General features: G+C 68.7%; 15 protein-coding genes. 9 read left to right on the top strand and 6 right to left on the bottom strand.

Features of this window, described 5'->3' with window-relative positions:
- Positions 1–10 precede the first annotated feature (10 nt).
- The 3 genes from ACIBG8_RS18930 to ACIBG8_RS18920 are packed head-to-tail and all read right to left on the bottom strand — an operon-like array spanning position 11 to position 3,827.
- Positions 11–985 (bottom strand): ABC transporter substrate-binding protein, encoded by a 975-nt coding sequence (locus ACIBG8_RS18930; protein WP_397344125.1) that lies wholly within the window; start codon positions 983–985, stop codon positions 11–13.
- Positions 982–2,880, bottom strand: a complete 1,899-nt coding sequence (locus ACIBG8_RS18925) for an ABC transporter permease (RefSeq protein ID WP_397344124.1) — start codon at positions 2,878–2,880, stop codon at positions 982–984. Before ACIBG8_RS18925 ends, ACIBG8_RS18930 begins: the two co-directional genes overlap by 4 nt.
- Positions 2,877–3,827 carry a glycine betaine/L-proline ABC transporter ATP-binding protein gene (locus ACIBG8_RS18920; protein WP_397346141.1) on the bottom strand — a complete coding sequence of 317 codons (951 nt, stop codon included), beginning with the start codon at positions 3,825–3,827 and terminating at the stop codon, positions 2,877–2,879. Before ACIBG8_RS18920 ends, ACIBG8_RS18925 begins: the two co-directional genes overlap by 4 nt.
- A gap of 451 nt (positions 3,828–4,278) precedes the next feature.
- Between ACIBG8_RS18920 and ACIBG8_RS18915 the strand changes: the two genes are divergently transcribed.
- Genes ACIBG8_RS18915 through ACIBG8_RS18900 form a run of 4 tightly spaced genes read left to right on the top strand, consistent with a single transcriptional unit; the run spans position 4,279 to position 8,178 of the window.
- Positions 4,279–6,822, top strand: a complete 2,544-nt coding sequence (locus ACIBG8_RS18915) for a nitrate- and nitrite sensing domain-containing protein (RefSeq protein WP_397344123.1) — start codon at positions 4,279–4,281, stop codon at positions 6,820–6,822.
- On the top strand, positions 6,819–7,241 hold the full coding sequence (locus ACIBG8_RS18910; protein ID WP_397344122.1) for a roadblock/LC7 domain-containing protein: 423 nt from the start codon (positions 6,819–6,821) through the stop codon (positions 7,239–7,241). Before ACIBG8_RS18915 ends, ACIBG8_RS18910 begins: the two co-directional genes overlap by 4 nt.
- Before the next feature lie 60 nt (positions 7,242–7,301).
- Positions 7,302–7,616 carry a DUF742 domain-containing protein gene (locus tag ACIBG8_RS18905; RefSeq protein ID WP_397346140.1) on the top strand — a complete coding sequence of 105 codons (315 nt, stop codon included), beginning with the start codon at positions 7,302–7,304 and terminating at the stop codon, positions 7,614–7,616.
- Entirely contained in the window at positions 7,597–8,178 is a 582-nt protein-coding gene (locus tag ACIBG8_RS18900; protein ID WP_397344120.1) for a GTP-binding protein, read from the top strand. Before ACIBG8_RS18905 ends, ACIBG8_RS18900 begins: the two co-directional genes overlap by 20 nt.
- Here ACIBG8_RS18900 and ACIBG8_RS18895 read toward each other — a convergent pair.
- Positions 8,172–9,107: an SIS domain-containing protein gene (locus ACIBG8_RS18895; RefSeq protein ID WP_397344119.1), complete on the bottom strand. Its 936-nt coding sequence runs from the start codon at positions 9,105–9,107 to the stop codon at positions 8,172–8,174. The genes ACIBG8_RS18900 and ACIBG8_RS18895 overlap by 7 nt on opposite strands.
- Complete coding sequence (locus ACIBG8_RS18890; protein WP_397344118.1) at positions 9,104–10,123, bottom strand: phosphotransferase; 1,020 nt, start codon at positions 10,121–10,123, stop codon at positions 9,104–9,106. The genes ACIBG8_RS18895 and ACIBG8_RS18890 overlap by 4 nt, the downstream gene beginning before the upstream one ends.
- A gap of 169 nt (positions 10,124–10,292) precedes the next feature.
- Between ACIBG8_RS18890 and ACIBG8_RS18885 the strand changes: the two genes are divergently transcribed.
- From ACIBG8_RS18885 to ACIBG8_RS18870, 4 genes are all read left to right on the top strand, one after another.
- The gene (locus ACIBG8_RS18885) at positions 10,293–11,411 is read left to right on the top strand and encodes a spermidine/putrescine ABC transporter substrate-binding protein (RefSeq protein WP_397344117.1); all 1,119 of its coding nucleotides are present in this window, start codon (positions 10,293–10,295) and stop codon (positions 11,409–11,411) included.
- A complete protein-coding gene (locus ACIBG8_RS18880; RefSeq protein WP_397344116.1) occupies positions 11,408–12,289 on the top strand; it encodes an ABC transporter permease in 882 nt (293 codons plus the stop codon). Before ACIBG8_RS18885 ends, ACIBG8_RS18880 begins: the two co-directional genes overlap by 4 nt.
- A complete protein-coding gene (locus ACIBG8_RS18875) occupies positions 12,282–13,043 on the top strand; it encodes an ABC transporter permease (RefSeq protein ID WP_397344115.1) in 762 nt (253 codons plus the stop codon). Before ACIBG8_RS18880 ends, ACIBG8_RS18875 begins: the two co-directional genes overlap by 8 nt.
- 82 nt (positions 13,044–13,125) lie before the next feature.
- Positions 13,126–14,166, top strand: coding sequence for an ABC transporter ATP-binding protein (locus ACIBG8_RS18870; RefSeq protein ID WP_397344114.1), 1,041 nt, complete (start codon positions 13,126–13,128; stop codon positions 14,164–14,166).
- Here ACIBG8_RS18870 and ACIBG8_RS18865 read toward each other — a convergent pair.
- Entirely contained in the window at positions 14,160–14,762 is a 603-nt protein-coding gene (locus ACIBG8_RS18865) for a TetR/AcrR family transcriptional regulator (RefSeq protein ID WP_397344113.1), read from the bottom strand. The two genes, ACIBG8_RS18870 and ACIBG8_RS18865, sit on opposite strands and share 7 nt — an antisense overlap.
- Positions 14,763–14,869: 107 nt before the next feature.
- Here ACIBG8_RS18865 and ACIBG8_RS18860 point away from each other — a divergent pair, with 107 nt between their 5' ends.
- Complete coding sequence (locus ACIBG8_RS18860) at positions 14,870–16,141, top strand: glycosyltransferase (RefSeq protein WP_397344112.1); 1,272 nt, start codon at positions 14,870–14,872, stop codon at positions 16,139–16,141.
- The last annotated feature ends 17 nt before the right edge of the window (positions 16,142–16,158 follow it).

The raw sequence follows: 16,158 nt of genomic DNA, 5'->3' as shown, positions 1-16,158 counted from the left end.
GGTCATGGGGTTACTTGGGCATCCAGGCCTGCCACTTGGCGGTGTTGGCCTCGACCCACTTCTTGGCGGCGTCCTCGGCGGACATGCCGTTGTTCGTGATGTCGTCGGAGACGGCGTTCTGGTCCTCGTTGGTCCACTTGAAGTTCTTGACCAGCTCGTAGGCCTTGCCGCCGGTGTCGGCGAACTTCTTGGACACGATCTTGTCGAGGTCCATGTCCGGGTAGTCGCAGTTGACCTTCTTGGGGTCGGCGTCGCAGCCCTCGGTCCACTTGGGCAGGTTGATGCGGGTCAGCTCGACCTTGTTGTGCAGCCAGTGCGGGTCCCAGAAGTAGAACAGCAGCGGCTTCTTCTGCGCCTGCGCCTGCGTGGCCGACTTGATCAGCGCGGCCTCGCTGCCGCCGGTGACGACCTTGTAGTTGAGCCCGAGGTTCTTGACCAGCGCCACGTCGTTGGTGACGTAGGACGGGTCGCCGTCGAGCAGCTGGCCCTTGTCGCCGGACTCGGAGGTCTTGAACAGGTCGGCGTACTTGTTGAGGTTCTTGGAGTCGACGATGTCCGGGTACTTCTCGGACATCCACTTGGGCACGTACCAGCCGATGACGCCCATGTTGCCGGTCGAGCCGGCCTCGACGGCGACGCCCTTCTCCTCGATGAACTTCTTCTTGAGGTCCGGGTGGCCCCAGTTCTCGATGATGACGTCGACGGTGCCGTTCTCGAAGCCCTCCCAGGAGAGCTGCTCCTTGATCTCCGGCAGCTCGACGGTGTAGCCGAGCTCCTTCTTCAGGAGGTAGGCCACGACGTTGGCGCTGGCGGCATAGCCGACCCAGGGGTTGATCGCGATCTTGACGGTCCCGCCCGCGGCGGCGGAACCTGACGAGCTCGGCTGCGGAGCAGCAGCTGACGCTGTGGGGTCCTCCACCTTGGCGCCACCGCACCCGGCGGCCAATCCAAGAGCGAGAAGGCCTGCAAGCAGGCGAATCTTCATACTGATCCTCTTTTGTGGGGGGAAGGGCGCACAGGGCGGCCTTGCGTGATTCTGTCGAGCATGATCCCGAGCAGGACGATCGCCACACCCGCGGCGAAGCCCATGCCGAAGTCGGGCCGCTGGGAGAAGCCGACCACGACGTCGTATCCGAGGGCCCCGCCGCCGACCAGCGCGCCGAGCACCACCATGGCCAGCGTCATCACGATGCCCTGGTTGGCGGCCAGCAGGATGGCCTTGCGCGCCATCGGCAGCTGCACCTTCCACAGGAGCTGCCCGCGCGTGGACCCGGCGGACTCGGCCGCCTCGACCACGGTGGCGGGCACGCCCCGGATGCCGTCCTCGACCAGGCGCACCACCGGCGGCACCGCGTAGATCACGGTGGCGAAGATGGCGGTGAACCTGGTCGCGCCGAACAGCGCGAGCGCGGGCAGCAGGTAGACGAAGGCGGGCAGCGTCTGCGCCGCGTCGAGCAGCGGGCGCTGGATCGCCGAGTAGCGCGGGGACCTGGCCGCCGCGATGCCCATGAGCAGCCCGACGGCGAGCGTGGCGGCGACGGCGACGATGACCATGGTCAGCGTCTCCATGCTGTGCTCCCACAGGCCGAGCGCGGCGATCGCGGCCAGGCAGCCGAGGGCGGTGGCGGCCCGCCGTACGCCGCTCCACCACCAGGCCAGGGCCACGACCGCGGCGGCGATCAGCCACCAGGGGGCCGAGGTGAGCAGGTTCTGCAGCGGGTTGAGCAGCCAGGCGCTGGTCTCGTTCTTGATCGCCTCGGTGGCGCCGTACCAGTTGGTCTCCGCCCACCCGACGGCGTCGTTGACCGGCTTGGCGAAGCTGACCTTCCACGGGAAGTCGGCGGGGAGCACGAACGTGAGGACGACCCCCGCGGCGGCGATCACCACGGCGGGGATCAGGCGAAGGCGGGTCAGCCTGGCGCGGGCCGCGGCGGTCGTCATCCGGTCCAGGACCACCGCCATGACCACGATGGCCAGGCCGGCGGGGAGCATGATGCCGACGTTCTCCTGCGACAGGCCGCGGATGATGTCGGAACCCAGCCCGGGGGCGGCGATGAGGTTGGCGATGACCACCATCGACAGCGCCATCATGATCGTCTGGTTGACGCCCAGCAGCATCGTCGACCTGGCCAGTGGCAGGTAGACCTTGAAGAGCGTCTGCCAGCGGGTCGCGCCGATCGAGGTGGAGGCCTCGACGGTGGTGGGCGACACCTGCTCGATGGCCAGCGCGGTGATGCGGATCGCGGGCGGGATCGAGTAGATCATCGTCGCCGCCGCACCGGCGGGCGCGCCGATCTGGAAGAACATCACCATCGGCGCGAGGTAGGCGAACGTCGGCATGATCTGCATGAAGTCGAGCACCGGCGTGATCGCCCTGCGCAGCCGCGGCGAGCGCCCGGCCCAGACGCCCAGCGGCAGCCCGATCAGCAGCGACAGCAGGACGGCCGCGCCGACCAGGGCGAGCGTGTCCACGCTCATCTTCCACAACCCCAGCACGCCGAACGAGCCGAACCCGGCCACGGCCAGCAGCCCGATGCGCCACCCTCCGGCCAGCCAGCCGAGCCCGCCCATCACGCCGATCAGGCCTGGCCAGCCCAGGCTCTGCAGCACGGCCTGGAAGACGTCGAAGACGGCGGCGATGAACAGCCGGATGTAGTTGATGAAGTAGAGGAAGAGCGGGCTGGAGTTCTTGTTGGTGTCCACCCACTCGCGCACGTCGGTCAGCGCGGAGAACTGCGCAGAGTCGTCGTCGTGCGGCAGCGTCCCGGTGCCGCGGAAGACCAGGTACCCGGCGACGAAGGCAACGGCGATGCCCGCCGGTGCTGCCCAGCGCGGCAGGCGGAATGCTGGGGCGGTCACCGGCGCGGCTGTCGTGGTCATGCCGCCATCGCCGAGAGGATGTCGACCCTGTCCACGACGCCCACGAGCTTGCCGTCAGCCACGACCCTGATCGGCCTGGCCGAGGTGGTGGCGGCCGGGACCGCGTCCTTGATGATGGTGTCCGCCGGCAGTTCCGGCCCGTCGAGGTGCTCGCCCTCCTCGGGCTCGCGGCAGATCCAGCGCAGGGATAAGACGTGGCTCTTGGGCACGTCGCGGACGAAGTCGGCCACGTAGTCGTCGGCCGGGGCGCCCACGAGCTCCTCCGGGGTGCCGAGCTGCACGATGGCGCCGTCGCGCATGATGGCGATGCGCTCGCCCACCCTGAGCGCCTCGGACAGGTCGTGGGTGATGAAGACCATGGTCTTTCCCACCTCCCTGTGCAGCCTGCAGATCTCGGCCTGCATGTCGCGGCGGATCAGCGGGTCGAGGGCGCTGAACGGCTCGTCGAAGAGCATCACGCCGGGGTCGACGGCCAGGGCGCGGGCCAGGCCGACGCGCTGCTGCATGCCGCCGGACAGCTGGTCGGGGTAGGAGTCGCCGTGTCCTTCGAGGCCGACCAGGGAGAGGATCTCGCGCGCCTTGGCGTGCCTGCGTCCCTTGGCCATGCCCTGGATCTCCAGGCCGTAGGCGACGTTGTCGATGACGCGGCGGTGCGGCAGCAGGCCGAAGTGCTGGAAGACCATGCTGACCTCGTTGCGGCGCAGGGCGCGCAGGCGAGCGGGGGAGGCCTTGATGACGTCCTCGTCGCCGATCCTGATCTCGCCGCCCGAGGGTTCGATGAGCCGGGTGAGGCAGCGCACGAGGGTGGACTTGCCGCTGCCGGACAGTCCCATGACGACGAAGACCTCGCCGGGACGCACCTCGAAGCTGACGTCTCTGACCGCTCCGGTGCATCCGGTCTTCTGCCTGAGCTCTTCCGGGGGGAGGAAGCGGTCGTCGCAGCCCATCACCCGGTCCGCGGTGGGGCCGAAGATCTTCCACAGCCCGCTGACCTGGATGGCCGCACTGTCGTGAGCCAGAATCTGCTCGGCTGCTGCCACTGTCTTCCTCCAAGCAGTTGGTGCGGTCCGAGGGTGTCGAAGGTAGGCGTGACGGGGCTCAACATATGGCCTGAATAGTGCGAATCACAATGTCGTGACCTTCCGGAGACCTGTCCGCTTCTCGCGTGTTATGGCATTGGAACGCACCAAAGGCCCTAAAAGGGACATGAAACCGTTTCTCATCTGATTTCCGGCGGATTTGGAGCCCCAGCTTCTCTGTGCTTGAGTCACACGAGCCTACTTTTGTCGCGTTATGTTCGATTGGCCGTTCAGGTAGTGATGTGTTCCAATTACCGGCACTTGCTGGATTTTCCCAGGGGTCTCATATGCGCCGTTGTCGGGCGAGAGGTTGCGTTCGGTGAGCACAGACGAGAGCAGATGGCGTCTGCGTAACTGGCGTGTCCGCGCGCGTCTTGTTGCTCTCATCCTCGTTCCCACCGCCGCCGCCGTTCTTCTGGGCGGCGTGCAGGTCTTCACCTCCACCAGCGCCGCGGCCGACTACGGCAGGACCAACCAGCTCGCCAGGCTCTCCAGCGAGGTCGGCGCGCTGACCCACGAGCTGTCCGGCGAGCGGGCGCGCACCTCCTCCTACATCGCCCGCGGCCGGCCGGAGAGCGCGCTGCCCGCCGTACAGAAGCAGATGGAAGCCGTGGACGGCGCGGTCGCCCGGGTACGGCAGAGCGCCAAGGTGCTCGGCGACGACGTCGAGGGCCGCACCGCCGACGAGATCGAAGCCATGATCAACCGGCTCGACGACCTCGACGACCTGCGCGAGCAGGCGCTCAAGTCGGACCTGCTGCCCGCCGCCTCCGTCGAGCTCTACACCACGATCATCCGCGACCTGCTGTCGATCCACGACGAGCTGAGCAAGGGCACCGACGACGACGCGCTGTTCCGCCAGTCGCGCGTGCTCGACGCGCTGGCCAGGGCCAAGGAGAGCGTCTCGCGCCAGCAGGCGCTGCTCACCGTCGCCCTCGTCGCGGGCGGCTTCGACCAGGAGCAGCTGAAGCGCTTCCTGGGCGAGGTCTCCAACGAGCAGAACCAGCGCAAGGCCTTCGCCGACGAGGCGACGGCCGACGAGCGCAAGCTGTTCGACGAGACGGTCAACGTGCGCGCCGCCGACCAGGCGCTGTTCCTGCGCGAGATGGTCCTCGACCGGGTCTCCTCAGGAGCGCCGCTGCGCGGGCTCGACCGCACCAGGAACGACGACGCGGGGGAGTGGTTCACCGCCAGCGGCGTCATCGTCGACGCGATGCGCAAGGTCGAGCAGCGCCAGTCGGTCGGCATCGTCACCAGAAGCGAGGAGCTCAGCTCGGCCGAGCGCCAGCGCGCCTACGTGATCGCCGCCGCCGTGCTCGCCCTGCTGGTGGCCGTCCTGCTGATCACCACAGGCGTGGCCAGGTCGCTGGTCCGCCCGCTGCGGAGGCTGCGCAGCGAGGCGCTGGAGGTGGCCGGGCGCAGGCTGCCCGACTTCGTGCAGAAGCTGCGCGAGTCGCGCGACGGCTCCGTCGAGGCGGAGGTGCCGCCCATCGGCATCTCCTCGCGCGACGAGGTCGGCGAGGTGGCGCGCGCCTTCGACGAGGTCCACCGCGAAGCCGTACGGCTGGCCGGTGACGAGGCCAAGCTGCGCTCCAACGTCAACGCCATGTTCGTCAACCTCTCCCGCAGGTCGCAGACGCTCGTCGAGCGGCAGCTCACCCTGATCGAGCGGCTGGAGCGCGGCGAGCGCGACGACGGCAAGCTCGGCGACCTGTTCAAGCTCGACCACCTGGCCACCCGCATGCGGCGCAACAGCGAGAACCTCCTGGTCCTCGCCGGCACCGAGGCGGCGCGCAAGTGGAGCGAGCCGGTCGAGCTCATGGACATCGTCCGCGCCGCGCTCGGCGAGGTGGAGAACTACGACCGGGTCAGCATCCAGATGCAGTCGGAGGTCGCCGTCGCAGGTCAGGCGGTCAGCGACGTGGTCCACCTGCTGGCCGAGCTGGTGGAGAACGCGGTGTCGTTCTCCCGCCACGACACCAAGGTCGTCATCTCCAGCAGCCGCATCGACGGCGGCGGCGTGATGGTCGCGGTCGCCGACCAGGGCATCGCCATGAACCACGAGGAGCTGGCGCAGGCCAACTGGCGCCTGGCCAACCCGCCGGTCGTGGACGTGTCCGTCTCCCGGCGCATGGGCCTGTTCGTGGTCGGCCGCCTGGCGCTGCGGCACAACATCCGGGTCCAGTTACGCAAGGGCGACGTGGGCGGCCTCACCGCGATGGTGCTCGTGCCCGAGCAGCTCCTGGTGCAGATCATGGCCCCCGCTGCCCCGGTGCCGCAGGTGGCCGCCGTCCCCGCCCAGATGTCGTACGGCACGCCGCTGCCCACAGCACCTCCCGCCTACGCCCCGCCCCCCTCGTACGGCACGCCGGCCCCCGCCTCGTACGGCACGCCGGCCCCCACCTCGTACGGCACGCCGGCCCCCACCGAGACGTCGACCTCGTGGTTCGGCCCGCCGTCCGTCGACATTCCCTCGCTGGACCACCCCGACCACACCCGCCCGATGCCGCGTGTGGAACCCCCTCAGGAGGAGTTCCTGCCGATCTTCGAGTCGGTGGAGTCGAGCAGCTGGTTCACCAAGGCCCCGGCGGCGCCGGCGCAGGACCCCTGGCCGTCGGTGGCCGACAACGGCTGGCAGGCGGCAGCGGCCGTCAACGAGCCGGCGCGTGAGGGCCAGACGCTGTCGGGCCTGCCCAAACGCACGCCGAGGGCGAACCTGGTGCCGGGCACGGCGGCGCAGCCGCCCCCGATGCCGCCTGGCCCCCCTGTCTCCCCCGATCACCTGCGCAGCCGCCTCGAGAGCTACCAGCAGGGTGTCAGGAAGGGCCGCGTGGAGCTCGGCCGTGAGGAGGATCCGTCATGAAAGATTTGAGCCAGGCGGCCAGGGATGTGAACTGGCTGGTCAGTGGCTTCGTGGAGGAGGTGCCCGGCGTCGCGCACGCCGTCGTCGTCTCGACCGACGGGCTGCCGATGGCCTTCTCCCGCGGCTTCCCCAAGGACAGGGCCGACCAGCTCGCCGCCATCGCGGCCGGGTTGATCAGCCTGACCCAGGGGGCGGCGCGGGTCTTCGAGGGCGGCACCGTCGTGCAGACCATCGTGGAGATGCAGAGGGGACTGCTGCTGGTCATGTCGATCAGCGACGGGTCCTGCCTCGCCGTACTAGCCGCGCCCGACTGCGACATGGGGTTGGTGGCCTACCAGATGACCGTACTCGTTGAGCGCGCAGGGCAGGTGCTCACACCGGCCGTCCGGGCGGAGTTGTCGTCCGTGCGCCCCTGGTGATGGGAGTAGATCGTGGGATCGTGGCATGAACCGCCGGAGGAGCGTCCCTCGCTCGTGCGGATGTACGCCGTTACGGGCGGCCGCACGACGCCGCGCACCGACCTGGCCATGGAGGCGCTCGTCTCCTCGGCCACGTCGGGGCACGTGGGCATGTCCTACGCCCGCGAACACCGTGCGATCAGTGAGCTGTGCAGGCAGGTGAGGTCGGTGGCCGAGATCTCGGCACTGCTGGCCATCCCGCTGGGAGTGGCCAGGGTGCTGGTGGCCGACATGGAGGCTGAGGGGCTCGTAAGGGTCTACCACCCTCAGCTGAACTCTGGCCAGCCGGACACCAACCTGCTTGAAAGGGTGCTCAGTGGACTTCGCAGGCTCTAGCCCAGGGCTCACCTCCACCAAGATCGTGGTGGCGGGCGGGTTCGGGGTGGGCAAGACGACCTTCGTGGGCGCGGTCTCGGAGATCATGCCGCTGACCACGGAGGCGGTGATGACCGACGCGTCCGCCGGGGTCGACGACCTCACGCTGACGCCGGGCAAGACGACCACCACGGTCGCGATGGACTTCGGCCGCGTGTCGCTGGACCGCGACCTGATCCTCTACCTGTTCGGCACGCCAGGACAGCACCGGTTCTGGTTCATGTGGGACGACCTGGTGCGCGGCGCGATCGGCGCCGTGGTGCTGGTGGACACGCGGCGGCTGGCCGACAGCTTCCCGGCGATCGACTACTTCGAGGAGGCGCGGCTGCCGTTCGTCATCGGGCTCAACGGCTGGAACGGGCACTTCCCGCACATGGAGAACGAGGTGCGTGAGGCACTGACCCTGTCGCCGCACATCCCGATCGTCCGCACGGACGCCCGCTCCAGGGACGCCGTGAAGCTCACCCTGATCACGCTCGTCGAGCACGCGCTCAAGGCACGTACGGCGACCGCCTACTACTGAGCCCCCCACCAGTGGGCGGCCACGAGCTCCGCGACCAGCGTCTCGGTCAGCAGGGCCACGTCCCGCGCGCCGTCGTGCAGGTACCTGATCGCGCCCTTTGCGCCCGCCACCTCGGCGCCCACCGTGAGGACGGTCGAGCCGCGCTGGGTGATCCAGTCCATGGCCTGGGCGTCGTAGGCCGAGCCCGGGAAGAGGATCGCGCGGTAGTCGTAGGTCTTGGTCAGGTAGACGTCCACGTGCGACCAGTCGCCTGACTCGCACGCGTCCGCCTGCCTGCGCGGCCCCTCGCGGAACATCAGCGCCGACTGCTCGGCCGACGACAGCCGCTCCGCCGGTGCGATCGTGTACACGCCGTGCGGGCCGTCCAGCAGGTCGAGCGCCTGGTCGAGCCACTGTCCCCGGCGGTCGAGCAGGTCCTGGGTGGCCTCTGCCGCCTGCCGTACGGGAGGGAGGGGAGCGCCGGTGAGGTGCGCCTCCAGGGCGAGCAGCAGCGCCAGCGTGTGCTGGAAGGTACGGCAGGCCACCCCGCCGCGCTCCTCGCCGGCCATCATCGGCACCACGAGCCGGGCGCCCTCGGCGATCTTCGAGCCGGGCCGGTTGGTGATCGCGACGACGTCGCTGTAGCGGGCGGCGGCGTCGAGGGTCTCCAGGCTGCCGCCGGTCGCGGAGATGGGCACGACCAGGGTGCCCTCGCTCTGGGGGAAGGCTGCGCGGGCCGAGCCGTACTCGGCGTAGGCGTCGAAGCCCCTGGCGCGCAGGCGGAGCGCGGCCACGTTGGCGGCGTAGCGCGAGCTGCCCATGCCGAGGAAGACCACCCGCCTGATGCCGTCGGGGAGCGCCTGGAACGGGTCGGTCTCCAGGTAGGCGGCCAGGTCCTCCAGCGCGGACGGCTTGGCCTCCAGGTCGGCGAGGAACAGGTCGGGGTTCACAGGTAGTCCTTTCTGAGCACGCCCATCGGGGCGTAGCGCCAGCGGGGCAGGTGGCGGGCGGCGTAGATGAGCTCCCTGCACTCCTGCTCGACCTCGAACGGGCGGAGCAGGGCTGGGTCGAGCGGGCCGTAGGCGGCCAGGAGGTTGGCTTTGGCCTCGGCCGCCCAGCGGGCCGCTTCGGCCGGTGGGGTGCCGCGGCGTCTGATCGCCACCTGGGCGACGTGTTCGAGGCTGGTGGTCAGCTGGGCTACGTCTCTGGCGGCTGGCTGGACGAGCTGGCTCCCGGAGACGGTGGGGTTGCCGTCGAAGTCGATGACCGCGTAGCCACCGTCCCACTGGAGGATCTGGCCGACGTGGAAGTCACCGTGGATCCTGATGACATTCCGGGCGCCTGTTGTCAGCGGCAGGAACTCCTGGCGCAAGGTCTCCTCACGAGAGGCCAGCCACTCTCCGTCCTCGCCGTCCGTGAGTTCGAGGGCTTCCCTCAGTGCACCTTCCGCCCTTGTGAAGAGATCGTCCGTAGAGGCACCCGCGACTGGGAAAGTGGACAGTGCGGCGTGTAGGTTGGCGGCCAGGTGGCCGAGGTCCGTCGCGAAGGCGGTCCTGCCCGCCTCTGCCTCGTCGACGCACCACTCCCACCCGTCCCTGGCCCCGGGAAGATACCCCGTCACCAGGGCGAGCAGGAGCTCGGTCCCGTCCGGTGCGGCGCGCGTGAGCGCGGCGTACGGCGGAGCCGTCTCGTGGAAGCCCGCCGAGGTGAGGTGGGCGAAGACCTCGGGCGCCGGCTGGGGCATGGGCGGCGGCGGCGTGAGCCACTTGACCACGACGCGCTCGTCCACGACCACCGAGTGGTTCGTCTGGTCGACGTCGAACGTCCGCTCGCCGTACCCCTCGAAGGTCGGGAGCGGCTGGAAGAGTCGCACGGCGAACGGCGGCGGCACGTCGCCGGAGAGCGCGCCGACCAGCCCGGACGCGAGGCCGCGTTCGGTAAGGGGATTCTCACCCAGAGACAGCAACCGCTGCCAAATTGAATTCGCGTTCAAGAGCCAGATCAAACTTCCAGGTGGGAATGTCCGGAAAAGTCTTGCTCATGTTGATGCATGCTGCAACACTCCTACCTTGGTCTGCCGTGCCCGGATGGCTGCGAAGACCCCCCACATCGGAATTCCAGAAGGAGTAGCGGCCGTGTTCCGTACCCGGTTCACCCGTCGTCTTCCGGCCGCCGTCGCGGTGGCCGGTCTCGCGCTCGCCGCAGCGGCATGCGGTGGTGGCGAGTCGTCGACCGGCGCCGCGCCGGCGCAGACCGCAGCCGCGCAGCTCAACGCCCAGGCCGACCTGTCCAAGCAGAGCGTGAACATCACGGTCTGGGACGGTTACACGCCCAAGGAGCTGGCCGAGAAGGCCAAGGCGGCGCTGAAGATCTCGGACATCAAGATCGGTCTGCACGAGACCAACGAGAAGGCGATCGCCAAGCTGACGGCCTCCGCCGACAGCGGCATCGACGTCGCGTTCGTCTCCGGCCAGTACGCCCAGGCGCTGGCCCAGCAGGGCCTGCTGGAGCCGATCCACCCCGAGCTGATCCCGAACCTGGCCAACCTCTACCCCGAGGCCACCCAGCTGTCCTACGACAAGGGCAACAAGTTCTCCGTCCCCTACACCTGGGGCACGACGGGCATCTGCTACCGCAAGGACCTCCTCAAGACGGCCCCGACGAGCTGGAACGACATCCTCAGCCCGCCGGCCGAGGCCGAGAAGAAGGTCACGATGATGACCACCGAGCGCTGGCTGGCCCTGCCCGCCCTGAAGATGCTCGGCTACTCGGTCAACACCGACAAGGACGAGGAGATCGCCAAGGCCAAGGAGCTGCTGGTCAAGGCCAAGCCGCACCTGCTCGGCTACGACGACACCACGTTCGGCGAGAAGCTGAAGACCGGCGAGGCCGTCATGGTCGAGGCCTGGGACGGCTGGTGCCCCACCTCCGAGAAGAACATCGGCTGGGCCGTGCCGAAGGAGGGCAGCGACCTCTGGGTGGACACCATGGTGATCATGAAGACCTCCAAGAACAAGGAGGCCGCCCACGCCCTGATCAACTACATCCTGAGCCCGGAGATCCACAGCTGGGCGGCGGAGAACATCGGCTACAAGGTGCCGAACAAGGCCGCCATGGACAAGGTGAAGGTGACCGAGGGCTCGCTGCTCGGCATCACCCCGGCCGACCTCCTGCAGGGTGAGTCGATCATCGACCTGGGTGAGGCTTCCAAGAAGTACTCCCGCCTGTCGGCCGAGGTCGCGGCGCAGCAATGACCCAGACGGACCTCCGCCCCGCGCCCACCCGGCGCGGGGCGGGGCGCACCAAGGCCGGCGGGCGCGCACGGGCGCTCGCCGCTTCGGCGTTTCTGGGGCCGGGCCTGGTCTACCTGACCGCCCTCATGCTCGTGCCCCTGGGGATGCTGCTCTTCTACACGGTGCTGCAGCGCGGCCGCTTCGGCGGGATCGTCTACGAGTTCACCACCGAGAACTTCGCCCGCCTCTTCGACCCGCTCTACCTCGACGTCGTCGTCAGCTCGCTGAAGATCGCCACGATCACCACGCTGCTCGCGCTGCTGGTCGGCTACCCGACGGCGTACGTGATCGCGCGGTTGCCGCGCAGGTGGAAGACGGTCGCGCTGATCGCGATCGTGCTGCCGTTCTGGACGAGCTTCATCATCCGCATCTACGCGCTGACGATCCTCATGAGTGGCCCCGGGCTGATCAACTCGCTGTTCGGCACCGAGCTGGAGCTGCTCTACAACCAGGGCGCGATCGTCACCGGCCTGCTCTACTCCTACCTGCCGCTCATGGTGCTGCCCCTCTACAGCGCGATCGACCGCCTCGACCCGCAACTGCACGAGGCCTCGGCCAACCTGGGGGCCTCCGGGTTCACCACGTTCCGCCGCGTCACCTTCCCGCTGACGCTGCCGGGGGTGATGACCGGGTCCCTGTTCGTGTTCGTGCCGAGCTTCGCCAACTTCGTCATCCCCGACCTGCTCGGCGGCGGCCGCAGCATCATGGTCGGCAACCTGATCAACAACGCCTTCCTCAAGGAGCGCGACTTCCCCTTCGGCGCGACGCTGGCGCTCGCGCTGATCCTGGTGCTGCTCGTGCTGCTGGTGGTCCAGTCCCGGGTGGCGCGCCGTGCATAGGTTGCGTCTCATCCCGTTCTGGCTGACCTACGCCTTCCTGTACATCCCGATCGTCGTGCTCGTGGTGATGTCGTTCAACGCGGGCTCCTCGCCGTACGTGTACAAGGGCTTCAGCTTCAAGTGGTACGGCGTGCTGTCGGAGAACGAGCGCATCCGCGAGGGCCTGGTCAACACCGCCATCGTCGCGGCCGGCTCCACGGTGATCGCCACGGTCCTCGGCACGCTGCTGGCCGTCGGGCTGGCCCGCTACACCAGGTCCAAGATCCTCGACGCCATCGCGCTGATGCCGGCGATCCTGCCCGACCTGGTGATCGGCATCGGGCTGCTGATCTTCTACAGCCTGTTCAAGGTCACGCTCGGCACCTGGTCGGTGATGTTGTCGCACGCGGTCTTCTCGATGGCGTTCGTGGCCGCCGTGGTGCGCACCAGGCTCACGCACGCCGACCCCTCGCTGGAGGAGGCGTCGCGCGACCTGGGCGCCGGAGCCGTGCGCACCTTCATGAGGATCACGCTTCCGCAGCTCGCGCCGGGCATCATCGCCGGGGCGCTGCTGGCGTTCACGCTCTCCATCGACGAGTACGTGATCGCCTACTTCACGATCGGCCCGGTCGAGCAGACCTTGCCGGTCGTCATCTACTCCATGCTCCGCGTCGGGGTGAAGCCCGAGGTCAACGCCCTTGCCTCGGTGCTCCTCCTGATCAGCTTCACGGCTGTGATCGTCGGGCAGCGTATAACGAAGATCGGGGAGAGGTAGTTGAACCGGACACCTGGAGAACCCTGTACAGACCTCAAGGTGCAAGGTGAAACGGACTCGACCAATAGGACGGAGAACAGCCGTGCTGGCGATTGAGAAGGTCAGCCGCAGGTTCGGCGACGTCACGGCGCTCGACGAGGTGTCGCTGGAGATCAGGCAGGGCGAGTTCTTCGCCCTCCTGGGCCCCTCCGGCTGCGGCAAGACGACGTTGCTGCGCATCCTGGCCGGGTTCGAGACCCCGGACGGCGGCTCGGTCACGCTCGACGGCGACGACCTGCTGTCCAAGGCGCCCAACCGGCGGCCGATCAACCTGATGTTCCAGTCCTACGCGCTCTTCCCGCACATGTCGGTCGCCAAGAACGTCGCCTACGGCCTGGAGCAGGAGCGGTTGGACCGCGGCGAGATCAAGCGCCGCGTCGGCGAGGTGCTGGAGACCGTGGGCCTGTCGGCGCACGGCTCGCGCAAGCCCACCCAGCTGTCCGGCGGCCAGCGCCAGCGCGTGGCCCTGGCCCGCGCGATCGTCAAGCGCCCCCGCCTGCTGCTCCTCGACGAGCCGCTGTCCGCGCTCGACAAGAAGGTCCGCGCGGGCATGCAGCTGGAGCTCAAGCGGCTGCAGCACGAGGTCGGCATCACCTTCGTCGTGGTCACCCACGACCAGGAGGAGGCCATGTCGCTGGCCGACCGCATCGCGGTGTTCGACAGCGGCCGGGTCTGCCAGGTGGACGCGCCGATCGCCCTCTACGAGCGGCCGCGCACCCCGTTCGTCGCCGACTTCGTCGGCGCCAACAACCTGTTCGAGGGTACGGCGAGCGGCTCGGGATCGCTGAAGTCCGAGCTGTTCGGCATGCTCCCCGCCACGGGCGACGTGCGGGAGGGCACCTCTGCCCTGCTGGCCGTACGCCCAGAGAAGGTCAGGCTGGCGGCGGACGGCGAGCGCGGGCTCAAGGGCACCGTGGTCGACGTCAGCTTCTACGGCGGCATCTCGCACATCTCGGTCGAGGTGCCCAGGCAGCCCAAGCCGGTCCTGGTGGCCGTCCAGGGCGCCAGCAGGGTCGAGCCTGGGGAGAAGGTCGTCCTCAGCTGGGACACGCAGGACGCGGTCCTCGTCGCGAGGGATCAGTGAAGGTCGCAGCCCGTCACGGTGCGGGCGTAGGAGAGGATCAGCTCGGCCGCCTCGGCCGGGCCGATCACCGGGTGCCTGGCGGTGATGCGGTAGCCGTACGCGTCCTCCAGGGCCACCAGGTTGCGCGAGATCGACAGGGAGTCCGCTGCCAGGGTGAACACCCCGAGCGCCGCGCCGGTGTCCAGGATCGACTGGTACATCGACACCTGGCGGTCGTAGAGCGTGGTGAGCAGCAGGCCGTACATCCTGTTGCGCCCCGCGGCCCCGCCCAGCTCGTTGAGCAGCCGCACCTCGGGGTCGGCCGGCCCGGTGGGCAGGCCGGAGCGGATGGTCCTGACCAGCTTCTCCGCCGGGTCGCCGATGGCGCCGATCTGGCGCATGCGCTGCTCGTAGAAGCGCTCCATCCCGGCCTGCTGCGCCTCGACCAGGAGCTCGCTGATGTCGGGGTAGTGGTAGAGCACCGCGCCGGAGGTCAGGCCCGCCTCCTCGGCCACGTGCGTGAGCTGGACGCCGTCGATGCCGTGCCGGATGATCGCCCGGCGCGCTGCCTCGATCAGGTCGATACGCCGATCGATCCGGCTCTTTCGCTGTGTCACCTTCACCCCCCGTCAATTGGCCGTTGACCATAGTGCCCTGAAGTTGACCATTGCGCTAGATGAGTATTTGAATCGCCATTCAGACTGAACGTCCCCCCGGAGTAAAGATGTCACTCACCATCCTGTTCATGCCGGAAAGCGCCTACGGGCCGACGAACAACAGCATCGGCATCGGCGACGTGCTGCGCCGCCGCGGCCACCGCGTCGTCTTCGCTGCTGAAGCGTCGTGGAAGGGCAAGCTCGAGGCGCTCGGCTTCGAGGAGGACCTCGTCGACCTCGCGCCGCCCGCCGAGGGCGCGGACGAGGAGCAGGACCCGGGCCAGTTCTGGAAGGACTTCATCCGCGAGACCGCTCCGGAGTACCGCAAGACCACGCTGGAGCAGCTCGCGACCGTCACCAAGCCGATCTGGGACTCCCTGATCGACGGCGTGAAGTACTGCGAGCCGCAGCTCAAGGCGATCATCGAGCGGGTGAAGCCGGACGTCATCGTCGAGGACAACGTCATCACCTTCCCCGCGCTGCTCACCAGCGGCGCCAAGTTCGTCCGCATCGTCTCCTGCAACCCGCTGGAGGTGCGCGGCGACGACATCGCGCCGGTCTTCTCGGGTCTGCCCGCCGACCACCGCGGCGAGTGGGACGCCTTCCGCGCCGAGTACGACCGCACCCACCGCGAGGTCTGGACCGCCTTCAACGAGTGGTGCGTCGAGCAGGGCACCGAGCCGCTGCCCGACCTCGACTTCATCCACGAGGGCGACCTGAACCTCTACGTCTACCCCGAGATCCTCGACTACACCGAGGCCCGCCCGCTTGGCCCGTCGTGGAGCCGTCTCGACTCCTCGGTGCGCGAGACCGACGACGCCTTCGAGCTGCCCTTCGAGCGCAAGGAGGGCGCCGGGCTGGTGTACTTCTCGCTCGGCTCGCTCGGCTCCTCCGACGTGGAGCTCATGCAGCGCGTCATCGACGTGCTGGGCACGACGGAGCACCAGTTCATCGTCTCCAAGGGTCCGCTGCACGCCGAGATCAAGCTGGCGGAGAACATGTGGGGCGCGGAGTTCCTGCCGCAGACGAAGATCATCCCACTGGTCGACCTGGTGATCACGCACGGCGGCAACAACACCACCACCGAGGCGCTGCACTTCGGCAAGCCGATGATCCTGCTGCCGCTCTTCTGGGACCAGTACGACAACGCCCAGCGCGTCGACGAGCTCGGCTACGGCGTGCGCCTGTCGACCTACACCTTCACCGACGACGAGCTGAAGGGCGCGGTCGAGCGCCTGCTCGGCGACACCGAGCTGCGCGCGCGCCTGGACGCCGCCGGCGCCGAGATCCGCGAGCGGGACGGCCTGCGCAGGGCGGCCGACCTCATCGAGCAGCTCTAGCACTTCCCGTGGGGGGA

Origin of the sequence: Nonomuraea sp. NPDC050556 (assembly GCF_044457355.1) — a bacterium.
GTDB lineage: Bacteria > Actinomycetota > Actinomycetes > Streptosporangiales > Streptosporangiaceae > Nonomuraea.
The sequence above is the reverse complement of the archived record's forward strand: the minus strand, read 5'-3'. Positions and strand labels throughout refer to the sequence as shown.